The sequence below is a fragment of the Isoptericola halotolerans genome (genome assembly GCF_013149785.1).
Taxonomy (GTDB): domain Bacteria; phylum Actinomycetota; class Actinomycetes; order Actinomycetales; family Cellulomonadaceae; genus Isoptericola; species Isoptericola halotolerans.
The window spans coordinates 434,617-458,352 of the sequence record NZ_JABEZU010000002.1; the positions used below are offsets into that span (position 1 = coordinate 434,617).

General features: G+C 73.7%; 18 protein-coding genes and 1 tRNA gene. 8 read left to right on the forward strand and 11 right to left on the reverse strand.

The window, feature by feature from the left end; all coding sequences use genetic code 11:
* Nucleotides 1–173: 173 nt before the first annotated feature.
* Entirely contained in the window at nt 174–1,898 is a 1,725-nt protein-coding gene (locus tag HDG69_RS09740) for a choice-of-anchor A family protein (RefSeq protein ID WP_171783590.1), read from the forward strand.
* A 25-nt stretch (nt 1,899–1,923) separates the two neighbouring features.
* Here the strand turns inward: HDG69_RS09740 and HDG69_RS09745 are convergent, their stop codons facing one another.
* The 5 genes from HDG69_RS09745 to HDG69_RS09765 all read right to left on the reverse strand — a co-directional run bounded on the left by HDG69_RS09745 (nt 1,924) and on the right by HDG69_RS09765 (nt 9,248).
* The gene (locus tag HDG69_RS09745; protein WP_171783591.1) at nt 1,924–2,472 is read right to left on the reverse strand and encodes a hypothetical protein; all 549 of its coding nucleotides are present in this window, start codon (nt 2,470–2,472) and stop codon (nt 1,924–1,926) included.
* Nucleotides 2,469–5,480, reverse strand: a complete 3,012-nt coding sequence (locus HDG69_RS09750) for a non-ribosomal peptide synthetase (protein WP_171783592.1) — start codon at nt 5,478–5,480, stop codon at nt 2,469–2,471. Before HDG69_RS09750 ends, HDG69_RS09745 begins: the two co-directional genes overlap by 4 nt.
* A 28-nt stretch (nt 5,481–5,508) precedes the next feature.
* Nucleotides 5,509–5,901, reverse strand: coding sequence for a nuclear transport factor 2 family protein (locus HDG69_RS09755; protein WP_171783593.1), 393 nt, complete (start codon nt 5,899–5,901; stop codon nt 5,509–5,511).
* 50 nt (nt 5,902–5,951) lie between these two features.
* A complete protein-coding gene (locus tag HDG69_RS09760; protein WP_171783594.1) occupies nt 5,952–7,958 on the reverse strand; it encodes a sigma-70 family RNA polymerase sigma factor in 2,007 nt (668 codons plus the stop codon).
* A 63-nt stretch (nt 7,959–8,021) separates the two neighbouring features.
* Nucleotides 8,022–9,248 (reverse strand): MFS transporter, encoded by a 1,227-nt coding sequence (locus HDG69_RS09765; RefSeq protein ID WP_343036360.1) that lies wholly within the window; start codon nt 9,246–9,248, stop codon nt 8,022–8,024.
* Nucleotides 9,249–9,567: 319 nt separating this feature from the next.
* Here HDG69_RS09765 and HDG69_RS09770 point away from each other — a divergent pair, with 319 nt between their 5' ends.
* Entirely contained in the window at nt 9,568–13,773 is a 4,206-nt protein-coding gene (locus HDG69_RS09770) for a hypothetical protein (protein WP_343036361.1), read from the forward strand.
* A complete protein-coding gene (locus HDG69_RS09775) occupies nt 13,770–13,982 on the forward strand; it encodes a hypothetical protein (protein ID WP_171783595.1) in 213 nt (70 codons plus the stop codon). Before HDG69_RS09770 ends, HDG69_RS09775 begins: the two co-directional genes overlap by 4 nt.
* 19 nt (nt 13,983–14,001) lie before the next feature.
* Here HDG69_RS09775 and mscL read toward each other — a convergent pair whose 3' ends face one another.
* The 3 genes from mscL to HDG69_RS09790 form a co-directional block, all read right to left on the reverse strand.
* The gene (mscL, locus tag HDG69_RS09780; protein WP_171783596.1) at nt 14,002–14,397 is read right to left on the reverse strand and encodes a large conductance mechanosensitive channel protein MscL; all 396 of its coding nucleotides are present in this window, start codon (nt 14,395–14,397) and stop codon (nt 14,002–14,004) included.
* Nucleotides 14,398–14,499: 102 nt separating this feature from the next.
* Nucleotides 14,500–15,153: an SAF domain-containing protein gene (locus HDG69_RS09785; RefSeq protein WP_171783597.1), complete on the reverse strand. Its 654-nt coding sequence runs from the start codon at nt 15,151–15,153 to the stop codon at nt 14,500–14,502.
* Nucleotides 15,154–15,247: 94 nt separating this feature from the next.
* The gene (locus HDG69_RS09790; protein ID WP_171783598.1) at nt 15,248–15,580 is read right to left on the reverse strand and encodes an FmdB family zinc ribbon protein; all 333 of its coding nucleotides are present in this window, start codon (nt 15,578–15,580) and stop codon (nt 15,248–15,250) included.
* A gap of 162 nt (nt 15,581–15,742) precedes the next feature.
* Here HDG69_RS09790 and HDG69_RS09795 point away from each other — a divergent pair, with 162 nt between their 5' ends.
* Nucleotides 15,743–18,328, forward strand: a complete 2,586-nt coding sequence (locus HDG69_RS09795) for a penicillin acylase family protein (protein WP_171783599.1) — start codon at nt 15,743–15,745, stop codon at nt 18,326–18,328.
* A gap of 43 nt (nt 18,329–18,371) precedes the next feature.
* Here HDG69_RS09795 and HDG69_RS09800 read toward each other — a convergent pair whose 3' ends face one another.
* Entirely contained in the window at nt 18,372–19,028 is a 657-nt protein-coding gene (locus tag HDG69_RS09800; protein WP_171783600.1) for a 5-formyltetrahydrofolate cyclo-ligase, read from the reverse strand.
* A 65-nt stretch (nt 19,029–19,093) separates the two neighbouring features.
* On the opposite strand from HDG69_RS09800, the gene HDG69_RS09805 reads away from it, so the two are divergent.
* The 4 genes from HDG69_RS09805 to HDG69_RS09820 all read left to right on the forward strand — a co-directional run bounded on the left by HDG69_RS09805 (nt 19,094) and on the right by HDG69_RS09820 (nt 21,946).
* Entirely contained in the window at nt 19,094–19,729 is a 636-nt protein-coding gene (locus tag HDG69_RS09805) for a GNAT family N-acetyltransferase (protein ID WP_171783601.1), read from the forward strand.
* 94 nt (nt 19,730–19,823) lie between these two features.
* Nucleotides 19,824–20,918: a hypothetical protein gene (locus HDG69_RS09810; protein ID WP_171783602.1), complete on the forward strand. Its 1,095-nt coding sequence runs from the start codon at nt 19,824–19,826 to the stop codon at nt 20,916–20,918.
* A gap of 94 nt (nt 20,919–21,012) precedes the next feature.
* Nucleotides 21,013–21,085, forward strand: a tRNA-Ala gene (locus HDG69_RS09815).
* A 108-nt stretch (nt 21,086–21,193) separates the two neighbouring features.
* Complete coding sequence (locus HDG69_RS09820) at nt 21,194–21,946, forward strand: MerR family transcriptional regulator (RefSeq protein WP_171783603.1); 753 nt, start codon at nt 21,194–21,196, stop codon at nt 21,944–21,946.
* A gap of 6 nt (nt 21,947–21,952) precedes the next feature.
* On the opposite strand, the gene HDG69_RS09825 is transcribed toward HDG69_RS09820, so the two are convergent.
* Complete coding sequence (locus tag HDG69_RS09825) at nt 21,953–22,684, reverse strand: CPBP family intramembrane glutamic endopeptidase (protein WP_171783604.1); 732 nt, start codon at nt 22,682–22,684, stop codon at nt 21,953–21,955.
* A 92-nt stretch (nt 22,685–22,776) separates the two neighbouring features.
* The gene (locus HDG69_RS09830; RefSeq protein WP_171783605.1) at nt 22,777–23,697 is read right to left on the reverse strand and encodes a zinc-binding dehydrogenase; all 921 of its coding nucleotides are present in this window, start codon (nt 23,695–23,697) and stop codon (nt 22,777–22,779) included.
* Between the last annotated feature and the right edge of the window lie 39 nt (nt 23,698–23,736).

Sequence of the window (23,736 nt, forward strand, 5' to 3'; positions counted from 1 at the left end):
AAGGGGGGGACTACCCGCAAGCCGCCGCCATGTGGACAGACACGGCTGAGCGTGTTCGATGACGGGTCGCGACGTGATCCATGTCACGGCTGGTGGCGTCATGATCGATAAGTACGGTTGTCTAACTATCTGGTGGTGAGAGTCTCCACCAGGGACGATCGAACGGAGCATTCATGACTCACGCAGTGGAGCGGGGGGCCGTCCCCGGCCGCCTGCGCCGGGCGGCAACCCTGGTTGCCGCCACGAGCCTCGCGCTCGGCGGAGCGCTCGCCGCCACCGTCGGGCCCGGAGCGACGCCTGCCGCGGCGGCCGTGCCCGCCGACCGGTGCGCGGCCGAGGGGGAGATGCCGGGCATCGGCAACGTCCCCACCTTCACCGACGGCAACGTCGCCGTGTACGCGGGTGGCGACTACCTCGCCGCCGGCACCGCGGCCGAGTCCGAGGGCCTGCTGCTGGTCCGCGGCGACGCCACGTTCGCCAAGGACTCCGGCGGCGTCTTCAACGTCGGGTCCGTCGGCGTCGGCTCCGGCATCAGCCCGGCGCCCGGCGAGACGATGCTCGCCGTCGGCGGTGACCTCGTCGTCGCCGACAGCACCGAGGTGCACGTCGGCGCGCTCGTCGACGGCGGCGGGGCCGTGCGTGTCGGAGGGAGCCTGACCCCGGGTGGTGGTGTGGACGCCTTCGGCGCCACGGTGACCGACAGCCTGGGCGAGGCCTCGGCCATGGCTCCGTACGAGGACTTCCAGACCACGATCACCGAGGTGTCGTCCGACCTCGCCGGCGCCGAGATCACCGGGACCGTCGAGCGGTCCGGGAACCAGGTCGTCCTCCGCGGCGCCGGTGGCCCCGGCCTCGAGTCCTTCTCGATCGCGGCGGCCGACCTGAACGGCGCCACCGAGGTCTACCTCGACGGTGTCGACGAGGGCGCGGCGGTTGCGATCACGGTCACGGGCGGCCCCGTCGACTTCGCCCCGACCTACCTCGCTCTCGACGGGGAGCGGGTGGACGACTTCACCAGCGACAGCTTCGGCAACGCCGCGTCCCGGCTCCTGTGGAACTTCGCGGACGCCGAGCAGATCACCATCGGTGGCTCCAGCCAGTTCATGGGCACGATCCTGGCGCCCGTCGCGGACGCCGAGATCACGGCCAGCACCAACGGTCGTGTCTACGTCGGAGGCGACCTGACCACCAGCGGCACCGGCAACGAGCAGCACAACTACCCGTGGATCGGCGCGCCGGAGACGAGCTGTGTCGCCGAGACCGTCGAGGTCGGCGGGTTCTCCGTGGTCAAGGAGGTCACCGGCGCGGGTGCCGACCTGGTGGACCCGGGCACGGAGTTCTCCGTGGAGTACGCCGCGACCGTCGACGGCGAGCCCGTCGCGGGCACGCTGGTGGTCCCGGCGGACGGCACCGTCGTCCAGGGCCCCCAGGACCTGCCGACCGGGACGGTCGTGACGTTCGCCGAGTCGGGTCTGCCCCAGGTCGACGGCGTCGTGTGGGGCGCTGCGGAGTTCTCGCCGTCGTCGGTGACCGTGGCCGCCGACGAGGTCGTGCTGGTGACCCTCACCAACACCGCGGACGTCGTCGGCACGGAGGAGGAGACCCCTGAGCCGACGCCCGAGGTCACCGAGCCCGGCGACGAGACCACTGCCGAGGGCGACGAGCCCGTCGGGTCCCAGGACGAGGACAGGCAGGACACCGCCGGTCAGGAGGTGACGGGGACGGACCCCGGCACGCAGACGGCCGACCAGGTGGTCGCGACGTCGGACGAGACGGGCATGCTGCCCGTCACCGGGACCGAGGCCGGCATCGTCGCGGCGGTCGCGGTCGCCCTGCTCGCCGTCGGCGCCTGGCTCACGATCATGGCCCGTCGACGGGTCGGTGACGGACGGGCCTGAGTCTCGTCCCGGGCCGTCCTGAGGTTCAGGGCGGCCCGGGACGCCACCGGCGCCAGCACACCGAGGCGACCGGACGGTCGGTCGCGAGGGCACCGATACGCCTGCCCGCCCGCAGGTCGACCAGGTGAAGGCCGTCGAAGATCCACTGCGGTTCCGGCGCCCACAGCCGGTCGATCCCGAGGCCCCGCGCCTTGAGCGCGGCCTCGCCGCGCACCCAGGCGCGTGAGCCCGCACGTTCCTCCTCGGCGTCGAGCCCGACGGCGCCGCACGGCACGACGGCCATCGCCACGATCCGTCCAGACCTCGTCACCGAGTACGCCGGGCCGTCCACCGCCACGGGACGGCCGTGACCGATGTGACCGCAGCGTGCGCAACGACGGTCGATCCGGACGTCCTCGACCGAGACTCCCAACGTCCGGGCGAGCACGGAGCGCTGCATCGTCCGCGACGTCGCGACGAGGTCGGCGACGGCCGACGACGCTGCCCGGCGGACCGCGGCGGCGTCCTCCGGCGACAGCGAGGGGACGCAGCGCGCCACCGGGAGCACAGGACCGACCCAGAGCTCGACGTTCACGCCCTCTCGAACGCTTGGGTGCGAGCCGGAGACTCGATCCATCCGATCGTGTGGAACCAGTCGATGTAGGCGTCCAGCATCGCCGCGTCGACCGGTGGGCACTCGATCCCGGACCCGGCGAGCCCGGCCTCGGCGTTCTCCTGGCCGAAGCGGGGGAACAGGTCCTCGAAGTACAGCTCCTTGACGGTGACGTCGCGCTGGGCGGCCACGGTGGTGAAGATCGGCAGGAACGCCACGATCGGGTGGTCCGGCGAGGTCGCGCAGAACGCGCGCAGCTCCTCGACCCACTCGTCGTAGCCGATCGTCGTGATCCGGTGCCCGGCGAGCCGCAGACGATCGACCATGTCGGACAGCAGGGCGAAGGACGGGTTCGTCAGGTGGTAGGTCTTCCCGGCGACGTTGCCCGTCCTCTCCCCGAGCCAGACCAGCGCCCGAGCCAGGTAGTCCGCCGGGACGAAGTCCAGCGGGAGCGCTGCGTCAGGAGTGACGCCCATCTCCACGATGGCCTTGAAGAAGGCGACGATCGCCGCCTCGGTGTTCCAGGCCCCGTCGTGCTGGTTGCCGGTGATCTCGTAGGGCCGGTAGACCGACACGGGTACGCCGCGCACGGCGGCCAGACCCAGGACCTTCTCCGCCACCCACTTGCTCTCCGGATAGCCCATCGACATCCGCTCCACGTGCTCGACGGCGTCGTCCTCGGTGAGGGTCCGCACGTCGGCGGACCCCATGCCGGACAGCAGCGCGATGGTCGACACGTAGTGCAGGGGGATGCCACCGCCCCGGAGCGCCAGCCGGGCCAGGGTGCGTGTGCCGTCGACGTTCGTGGGCCGGAGCCACTCGTAGGGGTAGACGAAGTTGACCTGCGCAGCCGAGTGGTAGACACGGCTCGTGCGGCGGGCCAGCGCGTCGAACGTGGCGGGGGAGAGCCCCAGGTCCGGCGCGGTCAGGTCGGCCGGCAACGCCACGATGCGGTCGTCGTCGAGCGGACCGTGCCCGTAGGCGGCCTGCGCGTCGGCGATCCGTCGTCGGCCCGCCGCGGGATCCTGCGCACGCACCAGGCACTCCACCACGGCGTCGGTCCGGGCGAGCAGCTCGCGCAGCAGGTACGACCCGAAGAACCCGGTGGCGCCGGTGAGCAGGATCCGGTCACCGTGCCCGGCGTCAGCGAGCGGCGTGGTCTCCGGCAGGTGGATGTCGGCGCGCCAGCGGTCGGTGGCCTCGGGCGCCGGTTGCGACGCTCCGGCGTTCTCGACCACCGACCCCACCTTGGCGGTGAAATCGTCCAGCCGAGGCGCCGAGAGCAGTGCCCGGATCAGGTCGTAGCCGCTCGCCCCGTCGAGCTCCAGCTCTGCCTGGATCCTCGCGACGAGCCGTGCTGCCCCGAGCGATGTCCCGCCGACGTCGAAGAAGTGCTCGTCGGGCGCGGACGCCGGCACACCGAGCGTTGCTGCCCACGCCGCGGCGACGTGTTCGGCGAGGGTCCCGGGCGAGGGCACGGCGTCCGGATCGGCGCCGGTGGACCTCCGCCGGGCGGCGAGGTCCCGCAGCGCACCCCGGTCCGCCTTCCCGCTCGGTGTCCGCGGAATCTCGGTGAGGTCGACGATGTCGGCCGGGAGCATGTAGTCCGGCAGGACGGATGCCAGCCGGGTGCGGACGCCTGTGCTGTCGAGCCGGTCGCCTGACAGGACGACACCGGCCACCAGCCACCTTCCCGTCTCGTCCTCGGCGTCGACGACGGCGGCCTCCGTCACGTCGTCGAGTCGCCGCAGGGCCTGCTCGACCTCGGCAGGCTCGATCCGGTAGCCCCTGACCTTCACCTGACTGTCGAGTCGTCCCTCGAAGAACAGCAGCCCGTCTCCGGTGCGGCGCACCAGGTCGCCGGTCCGGTAGTAGCGCGATGACCTGCCGGGTGCGGTCTCCAGCAGGACGAACTTCTCCCGTGTGCGCTCCGGGTCGTGAAGATAGCCTGTCGCGACGCCGACGCCGCCGATCAGCAGCTCACCGACACCGGCACCCCGGACGGGTCCGTCGTCCTCGTCGAGGAGCTGGCAGTCGACATACGGCAGCGGGCGGCCGATCGGGGCGGGACCGTCGGCGTCGGGGTCGATGACCTGCGCTGTCGCGACGACGGTCCCCTCCGTCGGGCCGTAGCAGTTGATCAGCCGGTCCACGCGGCGCGCCACCACGGCGGCATGGCGGACGTCGAGCGCCTCCCCGCCGGTCATGACCTGCGAGAGCGCATCGAAGAGCGGCGGGTGGGTCCGCGCCAGGTGGTGCAGCAGGCTGGTGGTGAAGAACGCCGTGTCCACCCGGTGGGTGCGCAGGCGCTCGCCCAGGGCCTCGGGTGCGAGCAGGAGGTCGGACTCGACGACGACGAGGCAGGCACCGTTGAGCAGTGCGGGCCAGATCTCCAGGGTGGAGGCGTCGAAGGCGAGGGTCGAGGCGTGCAGGACGCGATGCCCCGGCCCGAGCGCCAGGAACCCGTTCCGGGTCGCGAGGTGGAGGATGCCGCCGTGCGTCACACCGACCGCCTTGGGGGTCCCCGTCGAACCCGAGGTGAACATGACGTAGGCGTGGTCCTCAGCGTCGGCAGGCAGATCACGCAGGGGTGTGTCGTCCGTCGGGTGGTCCGCCCGGGCGTCCACGACGGTGGCCAACCCGTCGGCGACCCGCTGATCGGTCGTCGTGACGACGACCTGGCAGCCGGTGGACTCCACCATCGTCGCAAGCCGCGCCCGCGGGGTCGCCGGGTCGACCGGGAGGTAGGCGGCGCCCCGGCGGAGCACCGCCAGCATGCTGGCGAGCGTGCGGGCACCCCGGTGTCCGACGACGCCCACCACGTCGCCGTGTCCCACGCCCGCCGCGGCGAGACGGGCGGCGATCTCCCGGGAGGCGTGCTGCAGGTCGGTGAAGGTGGTGGTGCCGCCGGTATCGATCACGGCGGGGTCGTCGGGCTGTCGCCGAGTGATCTCGTCGAGCTGCTGAGTCAGGGTGCGCGCGTCGGCCACGGTCGTCCTCCGGGGTCGCAGGGGGGGGTCAGTCCCGCCAGAAGTGCGCCATCTCCGCCGGGTCGGCCGGGAAGAAGCGCAGCTCGCTCACCGCGGAGCCCCGTACCGTGAAGACGTCGGCGAACTCGGCCCTGACCTGCTCCCCGAACCGGGTGGCCTCGTCGACGGCGATCACCACGCCGCCGTCCTCGTCGACGGCCATCCGCTGCACGACGGCCCGTGAGGTCCCGCCCGTGAGCTCGGCCATGCGGGCGAAGGCGCCGAAGATCTCTGTCTTGCCGTGGTAGACGCCCGAGATCTGCGTCTCGCCGGGGATCGACATGACGGCGTCGTCGTGGAAGAGCTGGTCGAGGGCGGCGACGTCGCCGGCGTTGAAGGCCTCGTAGACCTTCTCGAGGACGCTGCGGTGGGTCTGGGACACGGAACTCTCCTCGGGTGAGGCGGGTGGGGTGTCGAGCCGCACTCACCGTCTCACGGGTAGGCGGGCACCGCACCCGCGACCTCGAACGGGGAGACCACGGTGAAGGTCACCGTCGTCGTCGGCCCGTAGCGGGGCTCGTCGCCGTCGAGGTCCTCCGCCATCCGGAGCCCGAGGGTGTGCTCGCCGGGCTCCAGGCCGTGCACGACGCGTCCCAGCGGCTCGTCCGCGAGGGTGTGGACGTTCCCCGTCCAGGCCCCGTCGACCGCCGCCTGCACCGTGTTCCCGGCGGTCCCGTCGAACGCGACGTCGACGGTGTATGGCGGCTCGCCGGGCACCCAGCGGCCGGGCAGCACGTCGCCGTCGGCCGGTGAGACGATCCGGGGCAGGTCGAACTCGTACGGCCCGATCGTGTCCACGACGGGCTGCTGGTCCGGGGCCGCCTGCGTCACCGTGAGACTGCCGTGGTCGCCGGTCCCCAGGCCGTCGAGCGTGAGGTCCCACGTGCCGCTGTCGTCCACCGTGAGGGTGTTCACGAGCGTCCCCGACGCGTCGGTGACGGAGACGAGAGTCCCGGCCGGTGCCTCGCCGCTGGTCCGTGGGAAGACCGCCACGGTGCCGCGGGGCGTGGTCGAGCCGAGCACCGGCGGGTCGAGCGGCTCCTGCGTGGGTGTCGGAGACGGCGCGGGTGTGGGCGTGAGAGACGGCGCGGGTGTGGGCACGGTCCCCGTCGGGGACGGGGTGGGTGTCGGTGTGGGCGAGACGACCGTCGGTGTCGGCGTGGGCACCGGGGGATCGGGCGGTGGCGTCGCGTCTGCGGGCGCGTCGGTCGGACGCACGCCCGGTGCGGGATCCGCCTCCGTGGGCGTGGCCTGGGGCCGGGACGGTTCGGCGGGTTCGCTGCCCGTGGTGCCGTCGTCGGTGTCCGGCGGCGACGCCTCCACCTCTGGGCTCGGCTCCGTCAACGGGGCCGGGTCCTCGGTGATCGGCTCCGCCGGATCTGTCGGCCCAGCCGGCTCCGGGCCGGCCGGCGAGGCCGGACCCGAGGAGACCACGGCAGCGGCGTCCGGTTGTTCGGGCGCCGACGGGCCACCCAGCACGACACTGCCCGCCCACGCCACCGCACCGACGACGGCGGTCAGGGCCAGGCCCCCGACGACGCCCCGCACCGGCTGGCTGCCGAACCGACCCACCCTGCGCCAGATCCCGGCGATGCCCGCACCGCCGGAGCCCGGCTCGACGCCGACCGCTGCGGTGCCGCCGAGCCCTGCCTTCGCCGCCAGCGCCGGGGCGCCGAGGAACAGGGGCAGCAGTCCGACGCGCAGCCGCGAGGAGACGTCGCCGAGCTCGCCGACGAGCAGCGTGCAGTCGGCGCACTCGGCCACGTGCCGGCGCACCTTGTGGTGCACCTCCCGGCTCAGGCTGCCGCGCAGGAAGTCGCCCATCCGCTCGACGGACCACCGGCACGCCGGGGCGACGGCCCGGACGTTGACGTGCGCCTGCAGCCAGGCCCGCCGCAACCCCTCGCGCGCCCGGTAGGCGAGCGCCGCCGTGGCCGAGGCGGACAGCCCCAGCAGGGGGGCGGCCTCGCGGGGCCTCATCTCCTCGACCTCGACGTACCAGAGCACCGACTGCCACCGCTCGGGCAGGGCGCGGAAGGCGTGCATCGCCACGGAACCCTCGACGACGTCGTCGGACAGGTCACGCGGGTCGGCCTGCTCGGGCAGGTCCTCCACGGGGATGTCGGTGCTCCGGTGGGACCACGACGCCGCGATGTTGCGCAGCGTCTGGTAGAGGTACGGCCGGAACGGCCCGTCCGGGCCGTTGCCGTTGAGCAGGGCGTTCCAGATCCGCAGGTACGCCTCCTGCACGAGGTCCTCGGGGTCGAAGGCCGCGGTCATCCGCCGCGCGGCGGCCAGGCCCGCCCCGGCGTGCCGGTCCCACAGGACACCGAAGGCGCGTTCGGTCCCGGTCCGGACCGCTTCCGCGAGCTGCTCGTCCCCGAGCTCACGGAGCGCGGCGGACTCGCCGTCCCGTGGTCCTCGGTGACCGAACCTCATCGATGCATCCCCCCACGACGTCCCTGCTGCCCGTCCATTGTGGCGCACGGGTGGCACGGACCCTCAATCAGCCTCCGCGTGGGCGATGCTGTCGAGCTGTCGCCAGACCACCGCCAGGGTCACCCCCGCGCCGACGAACGCGAACCAGAACGGCGCCGTGACGCCCCACAGGTCGGTGAGGACGCCGCCGAGAGCGTTGCCGACGACCATCCCGCCGAAGAGCCCGATGAGGTACACCGACCCGACGCGGCCCTGGAGCTGCGTCGGGACGGCGCGCTGGCGCACCGTGTTCGACACCGTCCCCCACACGAACGTGTAGACACCGAAGACGAACACGGTCGCCATCGCGACCCAGGCCGACGTCGTCAGTGCCAGCACGAGATGGAACGCCACCTCCATCGACAGGACCACCTTCATCAGGGTCGCGAGGGAGAACCGCCGTTCGAGCCGGCCGTAGACCAGCGTGCCGAGCACGCCTCCGACGCCGGTGGCGGTGATGAGCAGGCCGTAGCCGACCGGGCCCATGTCCAGGCGGTCGCGCGAGTACAGGACCAGGACGCCCCACGGCGCGGCCCAGGTGGCGTTGAACATGAAGATGACGATCGCGAGCGTCCGCACGGGTGGGTGCGTCCACAGCCAACGGAGCCCCTCGAGGATCTCCCGGCGTGCCGGGGCCGGGGTCTCGGGCCGCGGCACGGGCGGCAGGGAGACGCGGCTGATGAGGACGATGGCGAGCAGCACGCACAGCACCTGCACCCCGAACGGCCATGCCGCCCCCAGGGCGAAGAGGAAGGCCCCGACCGGTGGCCCGGCGAGCTGGTTGCCGGTGAGGAACCCGGCCTGCAGCCGGGCGTTGCCCGTCCCCAGGTCCCGCTTGTCGACGAGCATCGGCAGCAGCGTCTGGGACGTGGTGTCGGCGAACACCTCGGCGACGCCCATGAGCAGCATCGCGGCGAGCACCACGACGACGTTCGCCGTCCCGGTGGTGATCGCGACGCACAGCACGGCCACGACGACGGCGCGCAGCGCGTTGGCGACGATGATGATCCGCCGGCGGTCGACGCGGTCGGCGAGCGCTCCCGCCCACAGCCCGAGGAGCAGCCACGGCAGCCGCTGCAGCAGTGCGGCGAGCGCCACGAGCGTGGCGGAGTCGGTCTGCGAGGCGACGAGCAGCGGCCCGGCGGCGAGCGCGATGCCGTCACCGAGGTTGCTGGTCCAGCTCGACGCGAGCATCCACCGGAACGGGACACCCATCCGGGCCGGGACGATCGCTTCGACGAGTCTCCTCACCGCAGGAGCGTAGTGCGGCCCTCGGCCGACGCGCCACGTCTTTCGACGTCACAGCGGTGGGAGCGATCTCCTCCCGTCGCGGAGATTCAACGCACTGTATTGACTGGCAGGTGACACGAGGGGCAAAATACCTGGTGGCAGCGCGCATCGCCCGCCCCCTGCGCGGTGCGCGCTGTCCTTGACCGGACTTCCGGTCGGACGCCTCCTCGGACCCCCGCCGAGGGGGCGTCGACGACTCGACCGGCCCCCCGTACGGCGATTCCGGCCATCCCGGCGTGCCCGGCGCCGTCGCCCCGACGACCGGGACTACCGTGCTCGCGTGAGAGTCCTCCGCCGATCCACAGCCGCGGCCGCGGCCGAACCCTCGGTCGAGCCGCAGGACGACAGCGCGCCGCGACCGTCCACCGGCCGAACCGGTGCGCCCGTTGCCGATGCCGCCGACACCGACGACGTGCCCGGCGCGTCGGGAGGGCGCGCCCGCCCGGTCCATGCCACGACGACGACACCGCTCGTGGAGGCCGTCCGCCGGTGGCGCGCCGGCCTGGCCGAGATGGTCGGCGGGTCCACGCTCACCGACGTCGGCACGCTCGGCGAGGCGGTGGTCGACCTGTCCGCCGCGCACCCCTCGGGTGTCGCCCAGCTCTTCGCCGGCCGCTCCACACGGCTGTCCAACCTGGTGCGCGAGCCCGGCACGTTCCCCACCGCGCGCCGCCACGCCCGCTCTGTCGTCGTCCGCTCCGCCGAGCACGCGGCGCAGTACGGGCTCGCCCCGACGTCGTTGGCGATCGGTGTCGCCTCCTGGTCGGAGCCGGTCGAGCCCGGTGAGCCGTCGGGCGACCGGGAGGGCGACCTGACCGCGCTGGCCGAGGTGGCCAGCGCGAGCTCCCCGAGCCCGGGCCCCGGTTCTGCCGACTCGCCGAACGACGTCGGCTCCGCGTCGGCGGCCTCGCCCGCCCAGCTCGCGCAGGCTGCGTCGGACAGCGCGCCGGCCGTCACGACGTCGATCCCGGTGGTGAGCGTGGCCCGGCGGCAGCACCGCCCCGCGCGCCGTCCGACCCCGCCCGACGAGGTGACGCCGAGCACCCGGACGGTGCACGTGCCGATCCTGCTGCGTCCGGTGGCGATGACGCCGCGGGGGGACGGGGAGACCGACTACGAGCTCTCGCTGGAGCCGACGGCGGAGATCAACCCCGTCCTCGCCCGCACGCTCCGGGCCCGGGGCGTCGACGCCGACCTGACCGCGCTCGCCCAGGCGACGTTCACGGCGGCCGGGTTCGACCCGGACGACGTGCTCGACCGGGTGGCGGCGCTCGCGGCCGAGCACCTCGACGACTTCCGCTGGGAGAAGCGGGTGCTGGTCGGCACCTTCGTGCACCCGGGCCAGGCGCTCGTGGACGACCTCGACGAGGTCGCGCCCGCCCTGGGCCGCCACGAGCTGGTCGCGGCGCTCGCCGGTGCGGACCAGGCCGTGGCGCGGGTCTCCGGGGCGGAGCTGCCCGCACCGCGGCGCGGGGACGCCGACCCGGCGCGCGAGCGCGGCGTCGGCGACCTCGACCCGCACCAGCGGCACGTCGTCGACGTGCTGGGCACGGGTCAGCACTTCTTCGTCGACGCGCCCCTCGGGGCGGACGTCGCGGGCACGCTCGCCGCCGTGGTCACGGAGGCCGCCGCGGCCGGCCGGTCGGTGCTCTACGTGACCGGTCACCGCCGGGCCGCGGACCGGCTCGCGCAGCGCCTCGACGAGCTGGGTCTCGACGGGCTCTCGCTGGACGTGACCCCGCGCCAGACCTGGCGCGACGACATGGCGGAGCGGCTGCTGTCCGCGATGGCCACCGAGCCGGAGTCCGTGAGCACGTCGGAGACGGCCAGCCTGCGCGACGCGCTGATCGGCGCCCGTTCCCAGCTCACCGGGTACATCGACGCCCTGCACGCCCGGCGCGAACCGTGGGGCGTGTCGGCCTACGACGCCCTGCAGGAGCTGGCCCGGCTCACCTCGGAGCACCCGGCACCGTCGACGTCCGTGCGGCTCGACGCGCGCACGGCCGTGGCGACGGACGGTGACCGACGACGGCGGCTCGCGGCCGACCTGGAACGTGCGGCCGCGCTCGGCGCGTTCACCCTGCGCCCGTCGTCGACCCCGTGGTTCGGCGCGCACCTGACGACCATGGACGAGGCCCGGGACGCGCTGGCACGGGTGCGCCGGCTCCAGGAGACGACGCTGCCGCAGCTGCGCCGTCAGATCGCCTACACCGGTGAGGTGACCGGGCTCGCCGCGCCGGAGACCATCAGCGCCTGGGGTACCCAGCTCCAGATGCTCGCCGGGATGCGCAGCACGCTGGACGTCTTCCACCCGATGGTCTTCGAGCGCACGGCCACCGACCTCGTGCAGGCGACGGCGACCCGACGCTGGCGCCGGGAGCGCGGCGTGGAGATGGGCTGGTTCACGCGCCGCCGGCTGCGCAAGCGGGCCCGCGACATGGTGCGCCCCGGCGTGCGGGTGGCGGACCTGCACACGGCCCTCGTCGAGGTCGCCGCGCAGCGCGACGTGTGGGCCGAGCACTCGCCCCGCGGCGGGTGGCCGACGCTCCCCGAGGGGCTCGCGACCATCGAGGACACCTACGAGGCCGCCCGCATCGACCTGGTCGCGCTGGAGCCCGTCCTCAGCCCGACGACCCATGGTGGCAGGCTGCTGGACCTGGACCTCGACGCGCTCACCGAACGGATGCACCGGCTGGCCGGCGACCCCGGGGCGCTGGAGACGCTCCCCGAACGGACGAAGCTCGTGCGCCGCGCACGTGACGCAGGTCTCGGGGAGCTCGTGGACGACCTGACCTCCCGCCGGGCCGGTGCGGAGCAGGTGGCCGCCGAGCTCGACCTCGCGTGGTGGACGAGCGTGTTCGAGCAGATCCTCGGTGGGGACCCGACCCTCGCGGGTCAGGACGGCGCCGGTCTGGACGCCCTGGCACGCCGGTTCCGCGACCTGGACGCCCGCCACCTCGCCGCCCTGTCGCAGCCGGCCCGGGTGGCGGCGCGGGCGCACCTCGGCACGGCGATGCGCGAGGACCGCGAGGGCTCGGAGGCGATGTTCGCCGAGCTCATCGAAGGCCGGATGACGTCGCTGCGGGACCTGATCGAGGACTACGGCGACGTGGCACGACGGCTGCGACCCGTCGTGCTGGCGACACCGACCCTCGTTCCCCACCTGCTGCCCACGCACCGGACCGTGGACCTCGTGGTGCTGGACGCCGTGCAGCACGTCCCGATCGAGGTGGTCGTCACGTGCCTGGCCCGGGGCCGCCAGGTGGTCGTGGTCGGCGACCCGCGCACGGCGTCGGGCACGTGCGTGCGGGAGCTGTCCGCCCTGCTCCCCACGGTGACGCTGCAGCCGCAGGAGAACCGCCGCGACCCCGGGCTCACGCGGATGCTGGCAGCGCACGGGTACGACGGCCTGCTGCGCCCGGCCCCGCTGCCGCGCCCGGAGGCGCTGGTGCAGCTCGACGTCGTCGACGGCACGGGGATGCCGGACCCGGTCTCGGGGGCGGTGGAGAGCACCCGCGCCGAGGTCGACCGTGTCGTGGAGGTCTCGATCGAGCACGCGTTGACGCGCCCGGAGGAGACGCTCGGCATCGTCACCGTCACCGCGTCGCACGCCGACCGCATCCGCGAGGCGCTCCTGGCGGAGGTCCGGGCCAACCCTGCCCTGGCGTCGTTCTTCTCCGGGCGTCGCGCCGAACCCGTCGTCGTCGCCGACATCACCGGGGTCGCCGGGCTCTCGCGGGACACGATCCTGCTCTCGCTCGGGTTCGGCCGTACCCCGCACGGGCGGGTGCTGCACCGGTTCGGGGTGCTGGGCGACGACGGCGGTGCGGCGATGCTGCTCGGTGCGCTCGGCGCCACGCGGCGCCGGTTGCACGTGGTCTCCTGCTTCCCGGCGGAGGCTCTGGACCCCGACCGGCTGCGCGGCGACGGGCCACGGCTCCTGCGCGAGCTCCTCGAGCTGGCCGAGCGCCGGTCGGGAGTGGCGGACCAGGTCGAGCTGGGCAACGGGATCGACGCCGGGCGGGTGCCTGACCGGCTGCTCATGGACCTCGGGGAGCGGCTGTGGCGCCTCGGCTACCTCGTCGAGACCGACTACGGCATCGGTGACGGCGACCGGATCCCACTCGTCGTGGGGCACCCGGACCTGCCGGGCGAGCTCCTCGTCGCCGTGCTGACGGACGACGCCGAGTACGTGGCCGAACCGTCGGTGCGGGTCCGGGACCGGCAGCTCGCCCAGCGGCTGGAGCGCCTGGGCTGGACCGTCGCGCAGGTCTGGTCGGCAGCGGCGTTCCTGGACCCCGAGGGCGAGGCCGACCGGGTGCGGCGGCTGGTGCAGCAGGTCCGCGACGAGCGGGTCGGCACCCCGGGCGGGGTGCCGGTGCCGCCGGAGGTCGTGGTCCCGGTGGTGGTGGACGACGAGGAGATCGACGGGATCGACGGCCCCGACGGGGTCACGGCCGCCCCGCGGGGGACACTGGAGCCGTGAGCTCCACCTCCGCGGGCACCCCCGAGACTCCCGCTGTTCCTGAGGGCACCCCCGCTGACGCCCCTCGTCCGCCGCAGCGCAAGGCTCCGCGCCGTGCGGTGCGGCGCGGGGCCGAGAAGGAGACGGTCTGGGGCGTCACCGCCGACGACGACGGTGGCCACGACTCGAACGACGAGCGGCTGCGCCGGGACGTGCCGCCCCACTGGTGAGACGGCACGTGCGAGGTGGTCAGGGCTGCCGGGACTGCGCCGCGAGCAGGTCGCGGATCTCGGTGAGCAGGGCCAGGTCAGCCGCGGGCTCCTCGGCGACCGTGTCGTCGACCCGCTGCCGGCGCTCGTTGAGCTTGTTCATCGGCATGACGATGACGAAGTAGAGCGCGGAGGCGACCAGCAGGAAGTTCAGCACGGCGTTGAGGAACAGCCCGATGCTGAACGCCGCCCCGTTGAGCGTGAAGTTCCCGACCCTGGTGATGTCCGGCTCGCCGAAGATCGCGGCGATCAGCGGGGTGATGATGCCGTCCATCAGCCCGGACACGACGGCCGTGAACGCCGCCCCGATGACGAGCCCGACGGCGAGGTCGATGACGTTGCCCCGCAGGACGAAGGTCTTGAATCCGGCCAGCATGATTGGTGAGTCCTCCTGCCCGGGCGCGGTGCGCCCCACCGGGACCGTCCCGGCGCTCGGCGCCGATTCTCCCGGCCGGTGGCGGTCACGGCAACGTGGCCCTCAGGGCACGAGCACGGCCGCGACGGCGCCCCACTCGGCGGCGGCCGAGACGGCGGCGGCCTCGCCGGGGTCGACGGCCACGAGAGTCACGGCCGCGTCACGCCCGGCGGCCGGGGACGCCCCGCCGAGCAGCCCTGCGGTGCCGGCGCCGGCGTCGTCGGGCTCGAGGCCCGGCAGGACGAGCGCTCGCCGCGCGAGGGGGTCGGCGTCGTCCTCGGTGGCGAGCAGGTCGACCCGGTCGCCGGGCCGCAGCCAGGCCGACTCGGTGAGTCGGACGCCGACGACCACCGTCCCGTCGGGCGCCTGGGCCGCGACACCACCACCCGCGACCAGGCCGTCGTGCAGGGGCACGCCCGCCGGCAGGGCGACGGCGGGGGAGCGGCCGACGGCGTCGTCGGTGTCGGTCAGGACGTCCGGCGGGGCGAGCTCGGCCGCGACCGTCAGCGTGTCGAGGTCCCCGGGCCGCAGGGTGGTCCCGGGCGACAGCGCACGTGCCGTGACCACGACCTCCCGGGTGGCCGGCGGCTCCGGTCGCACCGCCTGGACGATCGCGCCGGCGGCGAGACCGCAGCAGAGGGCGGCCACGACGAACCGGCAGCGCCACAGCAGCGTCCGTGCGTGACGGGCCAGCCGGGTCCTGGAGGTGGGGTGCATGCCCCGGACGGTAGGCGCGAGGCGGGCGTCCGGGCTGACGGTGCGCGCGCGGCTGTGGACGACCCCACGGTGGGGACGGGCACGCGGCCCGGGGTCAGGCGGAGGCGGCCTTCGAGGTCGGGGAGCTCGAGCCGGACGACGTGGACGAGCCCGAGGATCCGGAGCCCGAGGATCCGGAGCCGCTGGACTTCGACCCGGACGACGTGGAGGACCCGGAGGAGCTCGAGGACCCGGAGGACGAGCTCTTCCCCGCCCGGGAGTCGGTGCGGTAGAACCCGCTGCCCTTGAAGGTCACGCCCACCGAGCCGTACTGCTTGCGCAGCCGGCCGGCGCACTCGGGGCAGACGGTCAGCGAGTCGTCGGTGAACGCCTGGTGGATGTCGAAGGCGTGGCCGCAGTCGGCGCACCGGTAGGCGTACGTGGGCACGGGGCTCTCCTCGTCGGGCTGGCACTCAGAAGTTGCGAGTGCCAATCATACGCGGACGGTAGTCTCGCCTGCGTGTCAGCGAGCGACGTGCCCCCAGCGAACGAGTCCGATGTCGAACAGGGACGGCCGGACGGGTCGGACCACGAGGCAGCGCCTGCACCGGTGCACTCCCGTCTGCGCCGCGCCGTCGTGGGCGTCGCGGTCGTGGTGGCGCTGGCGATCGTGGCGACCGCCACGTTCACCGTCGTCACCGTGCGCAAGCCGCTGCCGGAGGTCTCCGGGACGCAGAACGTCCCCGGTCTGTCCGGCGAGGTGACCGTGCACCGTGACGCGCAGGGGGTGCCGCAGGTGTACGCCTCGACGCCGGAGGACCTCTTCGCCGCGCAGGGCTACCTGCACGCCCAGGACCGCTTCTTCGAGATGGACTACCGCCGGCACGTCACGGCGGGCCGGCTCGCCGAGCTCGTCGGCGAGGTCCCCGCCGCGATCGACGCGGACATGGTCATCCGCACCTTCGGCTGGCGCGACGTCGCCGAGGAGGAGTGGAACCTCATCACGCCGGAGTCCCGCGGCTACCTGCAGGCCTACGCCCAGGGCGTCAACGCCTACCTCGCCGACCGCAGCCCCGACCAGATCGCCCTCGAGTACACCGTGCTCGGCACCACCGTCGACGTGCCCGCCCCCGCACCCTGGGACCCCGTGGACTCGCTCGCCTGGCTCAAGGCGATGGCCTGGGACCTGCGCGGCAACTACGACGACGAGCTCGACCGGGCGCTCGCCTACGGCACGCTGGACGACGTCGATCTCGTGGACGAGCTGTTCCCCAGCTTCGCAGCCGGTGGGAACACCCCGATCCTCCAGGAGGAGGACCTCACCACGGCCGACGAGGCCGGGTCCGCCTCCCGGTCCGCGACGGACGTGGTGACGGACGTCGCCTGGGGCACCGAGGCGCTCGACGGTGCCGTGGCCTCCGCGGCCGCCGCGATCGAGGCCGTGCCCGTGCTCGTGGGCACCGGTGACGGCACCGGCTCCAACTCCTGGGTGGTCTCCGGCGACCTGACCGAGTCGGGTGCCCCGATCCTGGCCAACGACCCGCACCTCGCGCTCGACGTCCCGAACCTGTGGGCCCAGGTGGGGCTCCACTGCGACCAGGTGACCGTCGAGTGCCCCTTCGACGTCTCCGGCTTCTCGTTCGCCGGGTTCCCCGGGGTGATCATCGGGCACAACGCCGAGCTCGCCTGGGGGCTGACCAACATGGGCGCGGACGTCACCGACTTCTTCGTCGAGCGGGTCCGCGAGGACACCTGGCTGCGGGACGCCGACGCCGAGGAGTGGGTGCCGATGGAGGTGCGCACCGAGACCATCCGCGTCGCGGGGGGCGACCCCGTCGAGCTGGAGGTGCGTTCGACCGACCACGGCCCCGTCGTGTCGTCCGTGCTCGACGTCGGCGACGTCGTCGGCTCACCGACCGAGGCCGGCACCGACTTCGGCGAGTACGCCGTCTCCCTGGCGTGGACCGCCCTCGAACCGGGCCGGACCGCGGACGCCATCTTCGCGATGAGCACCGCGGGCGACGCCGACGACGTCCAGGCCGCCGCCGAGCTGTTCGACGTGCCGGCGCAGAACATCGTGTTCGCGACCGCGGACGGTCACATCGGGTACCAGGCGCCCGGGCGGATCCCGGAGCGACGGCGGGTCGCGGGACCGGTGCCCGCCGACGGCACCTGGCCACGGCCCGGCTGGGACCCCCGCTACGACTGGCAGGGCTGGGTCGACGCGGAGGAGATGCCGAGGGCTCTCGACCCCGACGAGGGGTTCATCGTGGCCGCCAACCAGGCGGTGCTGCCCGCCGGCGTGGGCCCCGCCCTCACCAAGGACTGGGACCACGGGTTCCGCTCGGAGCGCATCCGTGAGCTCCTCGCCGACCAGGTCGCTGCCGGGCGTCCGTTCTCCGTGGCCGACATGAACACCCTGCAGAACGACGACTGGTCACCGTTCGCCGCTGCCCTGGTGCCCGTGCTGCTCGACGTCCAGATCGACGACGCGTACGACGCGGCCGGTCAGGAGATCCTCGCCGGCTGGGACTACACGACGGGTACCGACTCGGCGGCTGCCGCGTACTTCAACGCCGTGTGGCGCAACCTGCTCGAGGCCACGTTCTGGGACGACGTGCCCGAGGGGATGCGACCGTCCGGGGGTTCGCGGTGGCTCGTGGTGGTGCGCGACATGCTCGACCGGCCCGACGACCCGTTCTGGGACGACCGCTCGACCGTGAACGTCGTCGAGACCCGGGACGAGGCCCTGACCCAGGCCCTGGTCACCGCACGCCGCGACCTGACCGTCGAGCTGTCCAAGGAGCCGCAGGACTGGCGGTGGGGGGCGCTGCACACGCTGTCCCTGTCCCACCCCGTGATCGGCGGTCCGGACGTGCCGGCCCTGGTGCGCGACTACGTCAACCCGCGTCCCGTGGAGATGCCGGGCGGCAGCTCCATCGTCAACGCGACGGCGTGGGACGCCTCCACCGGCAGCTTCGCGGTGACCACCGGCCCGTCCATGCGCATGGTGGTCGACCTGGGTGACCTGGACGCCTCGACCTGGGTCACGGTGACCGGCACCTCGGGGCACCCCGCCTCGTCGCACTACACCGACCAGCTCTCGGCCTGGGCGGCCGGGGAGACGTTCGCCTGGCCGTTCAGCCGGGCCGCGGTCGAGGAGGCCGCGACGTCGACGGCGACGCTGGTGCCCTGACGGTCGGCTCGTCCCTCGGCGTCCGGCGCGCCGCTGCCCGCGGTCAGCGGGCGGGCAGCGGCAGCCACCCTCCCGGGGTGGCGACGGCCTGCACCGCCACGTCGTGCTCGAGGATCGGCAGCGGGCGCTCGTCCGCGTCGTAGAGCTCCTCGGGGAAGACCGTCGCGATGGACTGCACGCCGGGCCGCACCTGCTTGAGGACGCGGTCGTACCAGCCGCCGCCCTGACCGAGCCGGGTGCCGGCGGTGTCGACCGCCAGCGCCGGGGCGATCACGACGTCGGCCGCGCTGATCACCTCGGCGCCCAGGTTCGGGCCGCCCGGCTCGGGAGGACGGCCCGGGGCTCGCTCGAGCAGGTCGTCGGGGCCGGTGTAGTCGGCCCAGTCCCGGGCGAGGCCCGCGCCGAGCACCGGGAGCAGGATGCGGGCGCCCCGCGCGGCGAGCAGGTCGAGCAGCGGCAGCGTGCACGGTTCGGTGGGCCGGGCCGCGTAGGCGACCACGACGGCAGCCTCCTTGACGGCGGGGATCTCGGCGACGACGTCGGCGAGGGAGCGCGCCGCCTCGTCGCGCAGTCGCTGAGAACGCTCGGTGCGGTGGTGGCGGATCGCGCGCCGGAGCTCGTCCTTGGCGTCTTCGGGCTCCATGCCCGCGACGACCGGGTACGGCTGGCGGGCTGTCGAGGCCTTGAGGTCGCCGTGCATGTCCTTATTGTGGCAGGGTCCGGGGCACGGGGGACCCGGCGCGCCGGGTGGACGAGGGAACCGGGATGAACGATGCGAAGAGGTGGGCGGTGACCAGGCCGTGGCCGGTCACCCTGCGGGAGGACACCCCGTCGGGCGCCGTCGTGCTGCGCCCGCTGCGGCGCCGGGACGGCGGGGAGTGGATGCGGCTGCGCCGGCTCAACGCGTCCTGGCTGGAGACCTGGGAGGCGACGACGCCGGGGGTGCAGCCCGAGGCCACGACGTTCGCCGACTACGTGCGCGCGCTCAGCGCCCAGGCGCGGGCCGGTACGGGCCTGCCGTTCGTGGTCGAGCTCGACGGTGCGCTCGTCGGGCAGCTCACCGTGTCGTCCATCCAGTACGGGTCGCTGTGCTCCGGCAGCATCGGCTACTGGGTGGCGCGCGAGCACGCCGGCCGCGGCATCATCCCGACGGCCGTCGCGATGGCCACCGACTACTGCTTCCTCGTGCTCGGGCTGCACCGCATCGAGATCAACATCCGGCCCGAGAACACAGCGAGCCTGCGGGTCGTGGCCAAGCTCGGCTTCCGCGACGAGGGGTTGCGGGAGCGCTACCTGCACATCCAGGGCGCCTGGCGCGACCACCGCACGTTCGCGCTGACCTCTGAGGAGGTGCCCTCCGGGCTGCTGGCCCGGTGGCAGCAGGTCCGCGACGAGGCCTGACACTCCCTGATCGTGCCCGACGACGGCGGTCAGGTCGCGGACACGCCGCCCTGCGGTGCGGCACGGGTCGCCCCGCCTCGCCTACCGTCGTCGTGTGGAGACGTCGCCCGCAGGACTCGCAGCCCTCGCGCTGTTCGTGCTGTGGCTGGGCTACTGGGTCCCCCAGCGCGTGCGTCACCGACAGCAGCTCGCCGACGCGCAGCTCGACGACCGGTTCTCCGGTGGGTTGCGGGTGCTCGCCGTGGCGGACGGCGGTTCGGACCGAGCAAGGGCTGGTGGACGACGGAAGGAGGGCGCGATGCGACAGAGCGACAGGGCGTCGGCGGTGACCGGCAGCGTCCCGCCCACCGGAGCGCGCGCGGCCGGACCGCCGTCGGGCGCCACGCCGCGCGTGCGGACCCAGCGGCTCGCCGTGCTGGAGCGTCGCGCGGCCCGGGCGCGCCGCAGGTTCCTGGTGACCCTCGGCCTGGTGCTGGTCACGGCCGGCGCGTGGGCCGCCGTCGGGCTCGGGTACCTCGTGTGGTGGGGGGCGATGGTCCCCACGGCGCTGCTGGCGGCCGTGCTGCTCCTGGGACGGTTCGCGGTGCTCGCGGCCCGCCGCTCGGACGCGCGGTGGCGTGCGGAACGACGGGCCGAGCAGCAGCGGGCGACGCAGGAGCGGACGCTCGCGCACGGCGGGCCGTACGCACCCCGCAACCGGGCTCGCATCACGGGCCGCGCGGTGCACCCCTCGGACACGAGCACCGGGATGATCCCGCGGGTCCGGCCGGCGACTGCCGGGCAGGCGGAGCCCGCCGAGCGGGGGGCGACGCACCGTGAGGCCGAGACCTCCGTGCCGGCGGGCGACACCCGGACCGGCGACGCCGACGACACGGAGCCTGTCCGAGAGGCGCCCGGCGACCCGCGGCCGTCCACGGAGCCCTGGGAGCCCGTGCCGGTGCCGCTGCCGACGTACGTGACCAAGCCGGCAGCACCGCGTCGCGAGCAGGCCACGACCGTCCCGACGCACGAGACGCGTGCCGCGCCTCCCGGTGCGGTGCCCACGGCGGAGGCGCCGTCCACGGGTGAGCGCCCTGGTCCGGACGAGCGGCACGAGGGGGGGCGCGAGCTGGAGGAGCCTCGCCCCCGCACGGAGACGCTCGGGCTCCCGCTGGAGCAGATCCTCGCTCGCCGCCGGGCCGCAGGCTGACCTTCCAGGTCGGTGCGGTGTACGTCACCCTGCCGACCAGCGGCCCGATTTGGTCGGCAGCGGTAGCAGGGTGCTAATCTGGCTACCGCTCCACGGGGCTATGGCGCAGTTGGTAGCGCGTCTCGTTCGCAATGAGAAGGTCGGGGGTTCGAATCCCCCTAGCTCCACCCCGACGGAAACCCCGTCCGACCAAGGTGTCAACCTGACGGTCGGGCGGGGTTTCCTGTCTCTCGGACGCGGTGCGGGCGTGGGCCGCCAGCAGGAGAGGGGTCGTCATGGCGTGGAGCACGCGTGAGCTCGCCGAGCTGGCAGGCACGACGGTCAGGTCGGTCCGGCTCTACCACGAGCGAGGACTGCTCGAGGAACCCGACCGACGGCCCAACGGGTACAAGCAGTACGAGGTGCGCCATCTTCTCAGCCTGCTGCGGATCCGGCGGCTCTCGGAGCTCGGTGTCCCGCTCTCGAAGATCGACGTGGTGCGCGAGGGGGACAGCAGCTCACCGGAGACGCTGCGCGCGCTCGACGCAGAGCTCGCGGCGAGCATCGAGCGCCAGGTCAAGGCCCGGTCGGCCATCGCGGCCATCCTGAGCGACGGCGGCCCGGTCGACGTGCCCGAGGGGTTCGAGGCCGTCGCGTCCCGGCTGTCCTCCGCCGACAGCTCGCTGGTTCACCTCTACGGCCGGCTCTACACCCAGGAGGCGATGTCGGATCTCCGGAGGATGGTCGAGAGCGACGGGTCCACGCTCGTCGGCGACGAGCTCGACGCGCTGCCTCCGGACGCGGACGACGGGACGCGTCAACGCCTCGCCGATCAGCTCACGCCGGAGATCGCGCGTCACCTGGCGAGCCATCCCTGGCTGACCAGCCCCGGAGCGCGTCTCTCGACGAGCGAGGGGGCCGCTCGCGAGATGTTCGCCGACGCCGTCGTCGAGCTCTACAACCCGGCCCAGCTGGACGTGCTGCAGCGTGCCAGTCGCGCCGCGCACGAGACGTTGGGTCTGGACCCCGGGTCCACCCCGTCGAGCTGACGAGGCTCAGGCGGCGGGGCCGGCCGCCCCGGTGAGCAGCACGAGCAGCGGCAGTCCGAGGTTGTTGACGGCGTGGACGATCACGGCCGGCCAGATGGACCCGCTGCGACGCATGGCCTCGGCAGCGATGATGCCCACGACCAGCGCCGAGGGCAGTGCCATGTTGATGCCGTGGACGAGGGCGAAGAAGACCGAGCTGGACACGACGCCGATGACCGGACCGTAGCGCAGCAGGGCGTTGGTGACGACGCCGCGGAAGAAGAGCTCCTCGCCGATCGGAGTCAGGACCGAGAGGAAGACGAAGGTCAGGATCAGAGGCAGCAACCCGCCGCCGGCAGCGTCGTAGTAGTCACCCTGCGGGTCGGAGCTGAAACCGGTCACCGCGATGATGCCTGCGTTGAGGAACCCCTTGAGCAGGAACGCGACGATGCCCGCGACCACGCCGACGCCCACCCAGCGCCAGGTGGTACGGCGCACGCTGAAGGCGCTCCAGGACCGGAGACGGATCAGCGCGGCGACGGCGAAGCCGACGAGGCCGGCGACTCCCGACCACGCGGTCAGGACGAGCCCGTGCGCCACGGGGTCCCCGTCCAGTCCGACAAGATCGAACAGCGGGAGCGCCATCAGGGCGACGAGCGCCCCGAGCGTGCCGGCGATGATCTCCGGCCATCCCGGTCGAGCGGGGGGCGCGACACGGGTCGGGTGCTGGTTGGTGCGGTCGTCACGGCTGGTCGTCATGGCGTCGAGCTCCTTGCACTGGTCGTCAGCGGCGTCGGGCGACCAGTGGAAACGATGCCCCTGGGGCAAGGTCAAGGAGCCGGGGTGCGGCGTCAGTCGACGGTGAGGACGACTTTGCCGTGCGGCCGCTCCGCCTCGGGGGCGAAGGCGTCCGGCAGCTCCTGCCACGACCGCACGGCTCCGACGACGGGGTCGAGACGCCCGTGGTGGATCTCGGCCGCGAGCCATCCCATGTCGGGGCCGAGGTCGGGCTCGGCCCCGAGGAAGAACGTCGACAGGGACCGGTCGTGCCGGCCGGCGTCACCGAACAGGTTCCCGTAGCTGAAGTGCTCGGCCTCCCCGGCGGCGTGCCCCAGGGCGACGAGCGTGCCGCCCGGCGCCAGCCGCTCGAACGCCTGGACCAGGTGGGAGCCGCCGAGCAGGTCCAGCACGCCGGTCACGTCGTCGTCCAGGTCGGACGGCGAGCCGACCACCTCGCGCGCGCCCAGCCCGACCAGGCGATCTCGCGCGGCAGGGTTCCTCGTGGTGGCGACGACGTCGGCACCCGCGCGGGCGGCGAGCTGCACGGCGAACAGCCCGACCGCGCTGGTCCCGCCCAGGACCAGGACGCGGCGGCCGAGGACCGGGCCGAGGCGGCGAAGACCGCGCAGCGCGCTGGTGGCGGCGACGGGCACGACACTCATGGCGTTCGGGTCGGCGCCGCTGGGGGCGATCCCGACAGACTCGGCCGTCACCAGCCGTCGCTGCGCCCACGCGCCGCCGGTCCCCAGGGACGCCACGGTCTGGCCGAGGCGAGGCCCGGTGCCGTCGGCCGCCTCGGCCACGACGACGCCCGCGGCGTCCCAGCCGGGGATCGTGCCGGCCGGCAGGCTCGGCAGCGTCTCGAGGTCGCCGTGGTTCGGCGCGAAGGCCTGCACCTGGATGACGGCGTCGTGCGGCCCGGGTTCCGCGTCGTGCACCTCGCGCAGGCTGAGGTGGCCGGGTGACGAGTGGTCGACTGTCCATGCGAGCATGCTGCCACCGTATGCCAAGTGCCACTGAGTGCCAACTTG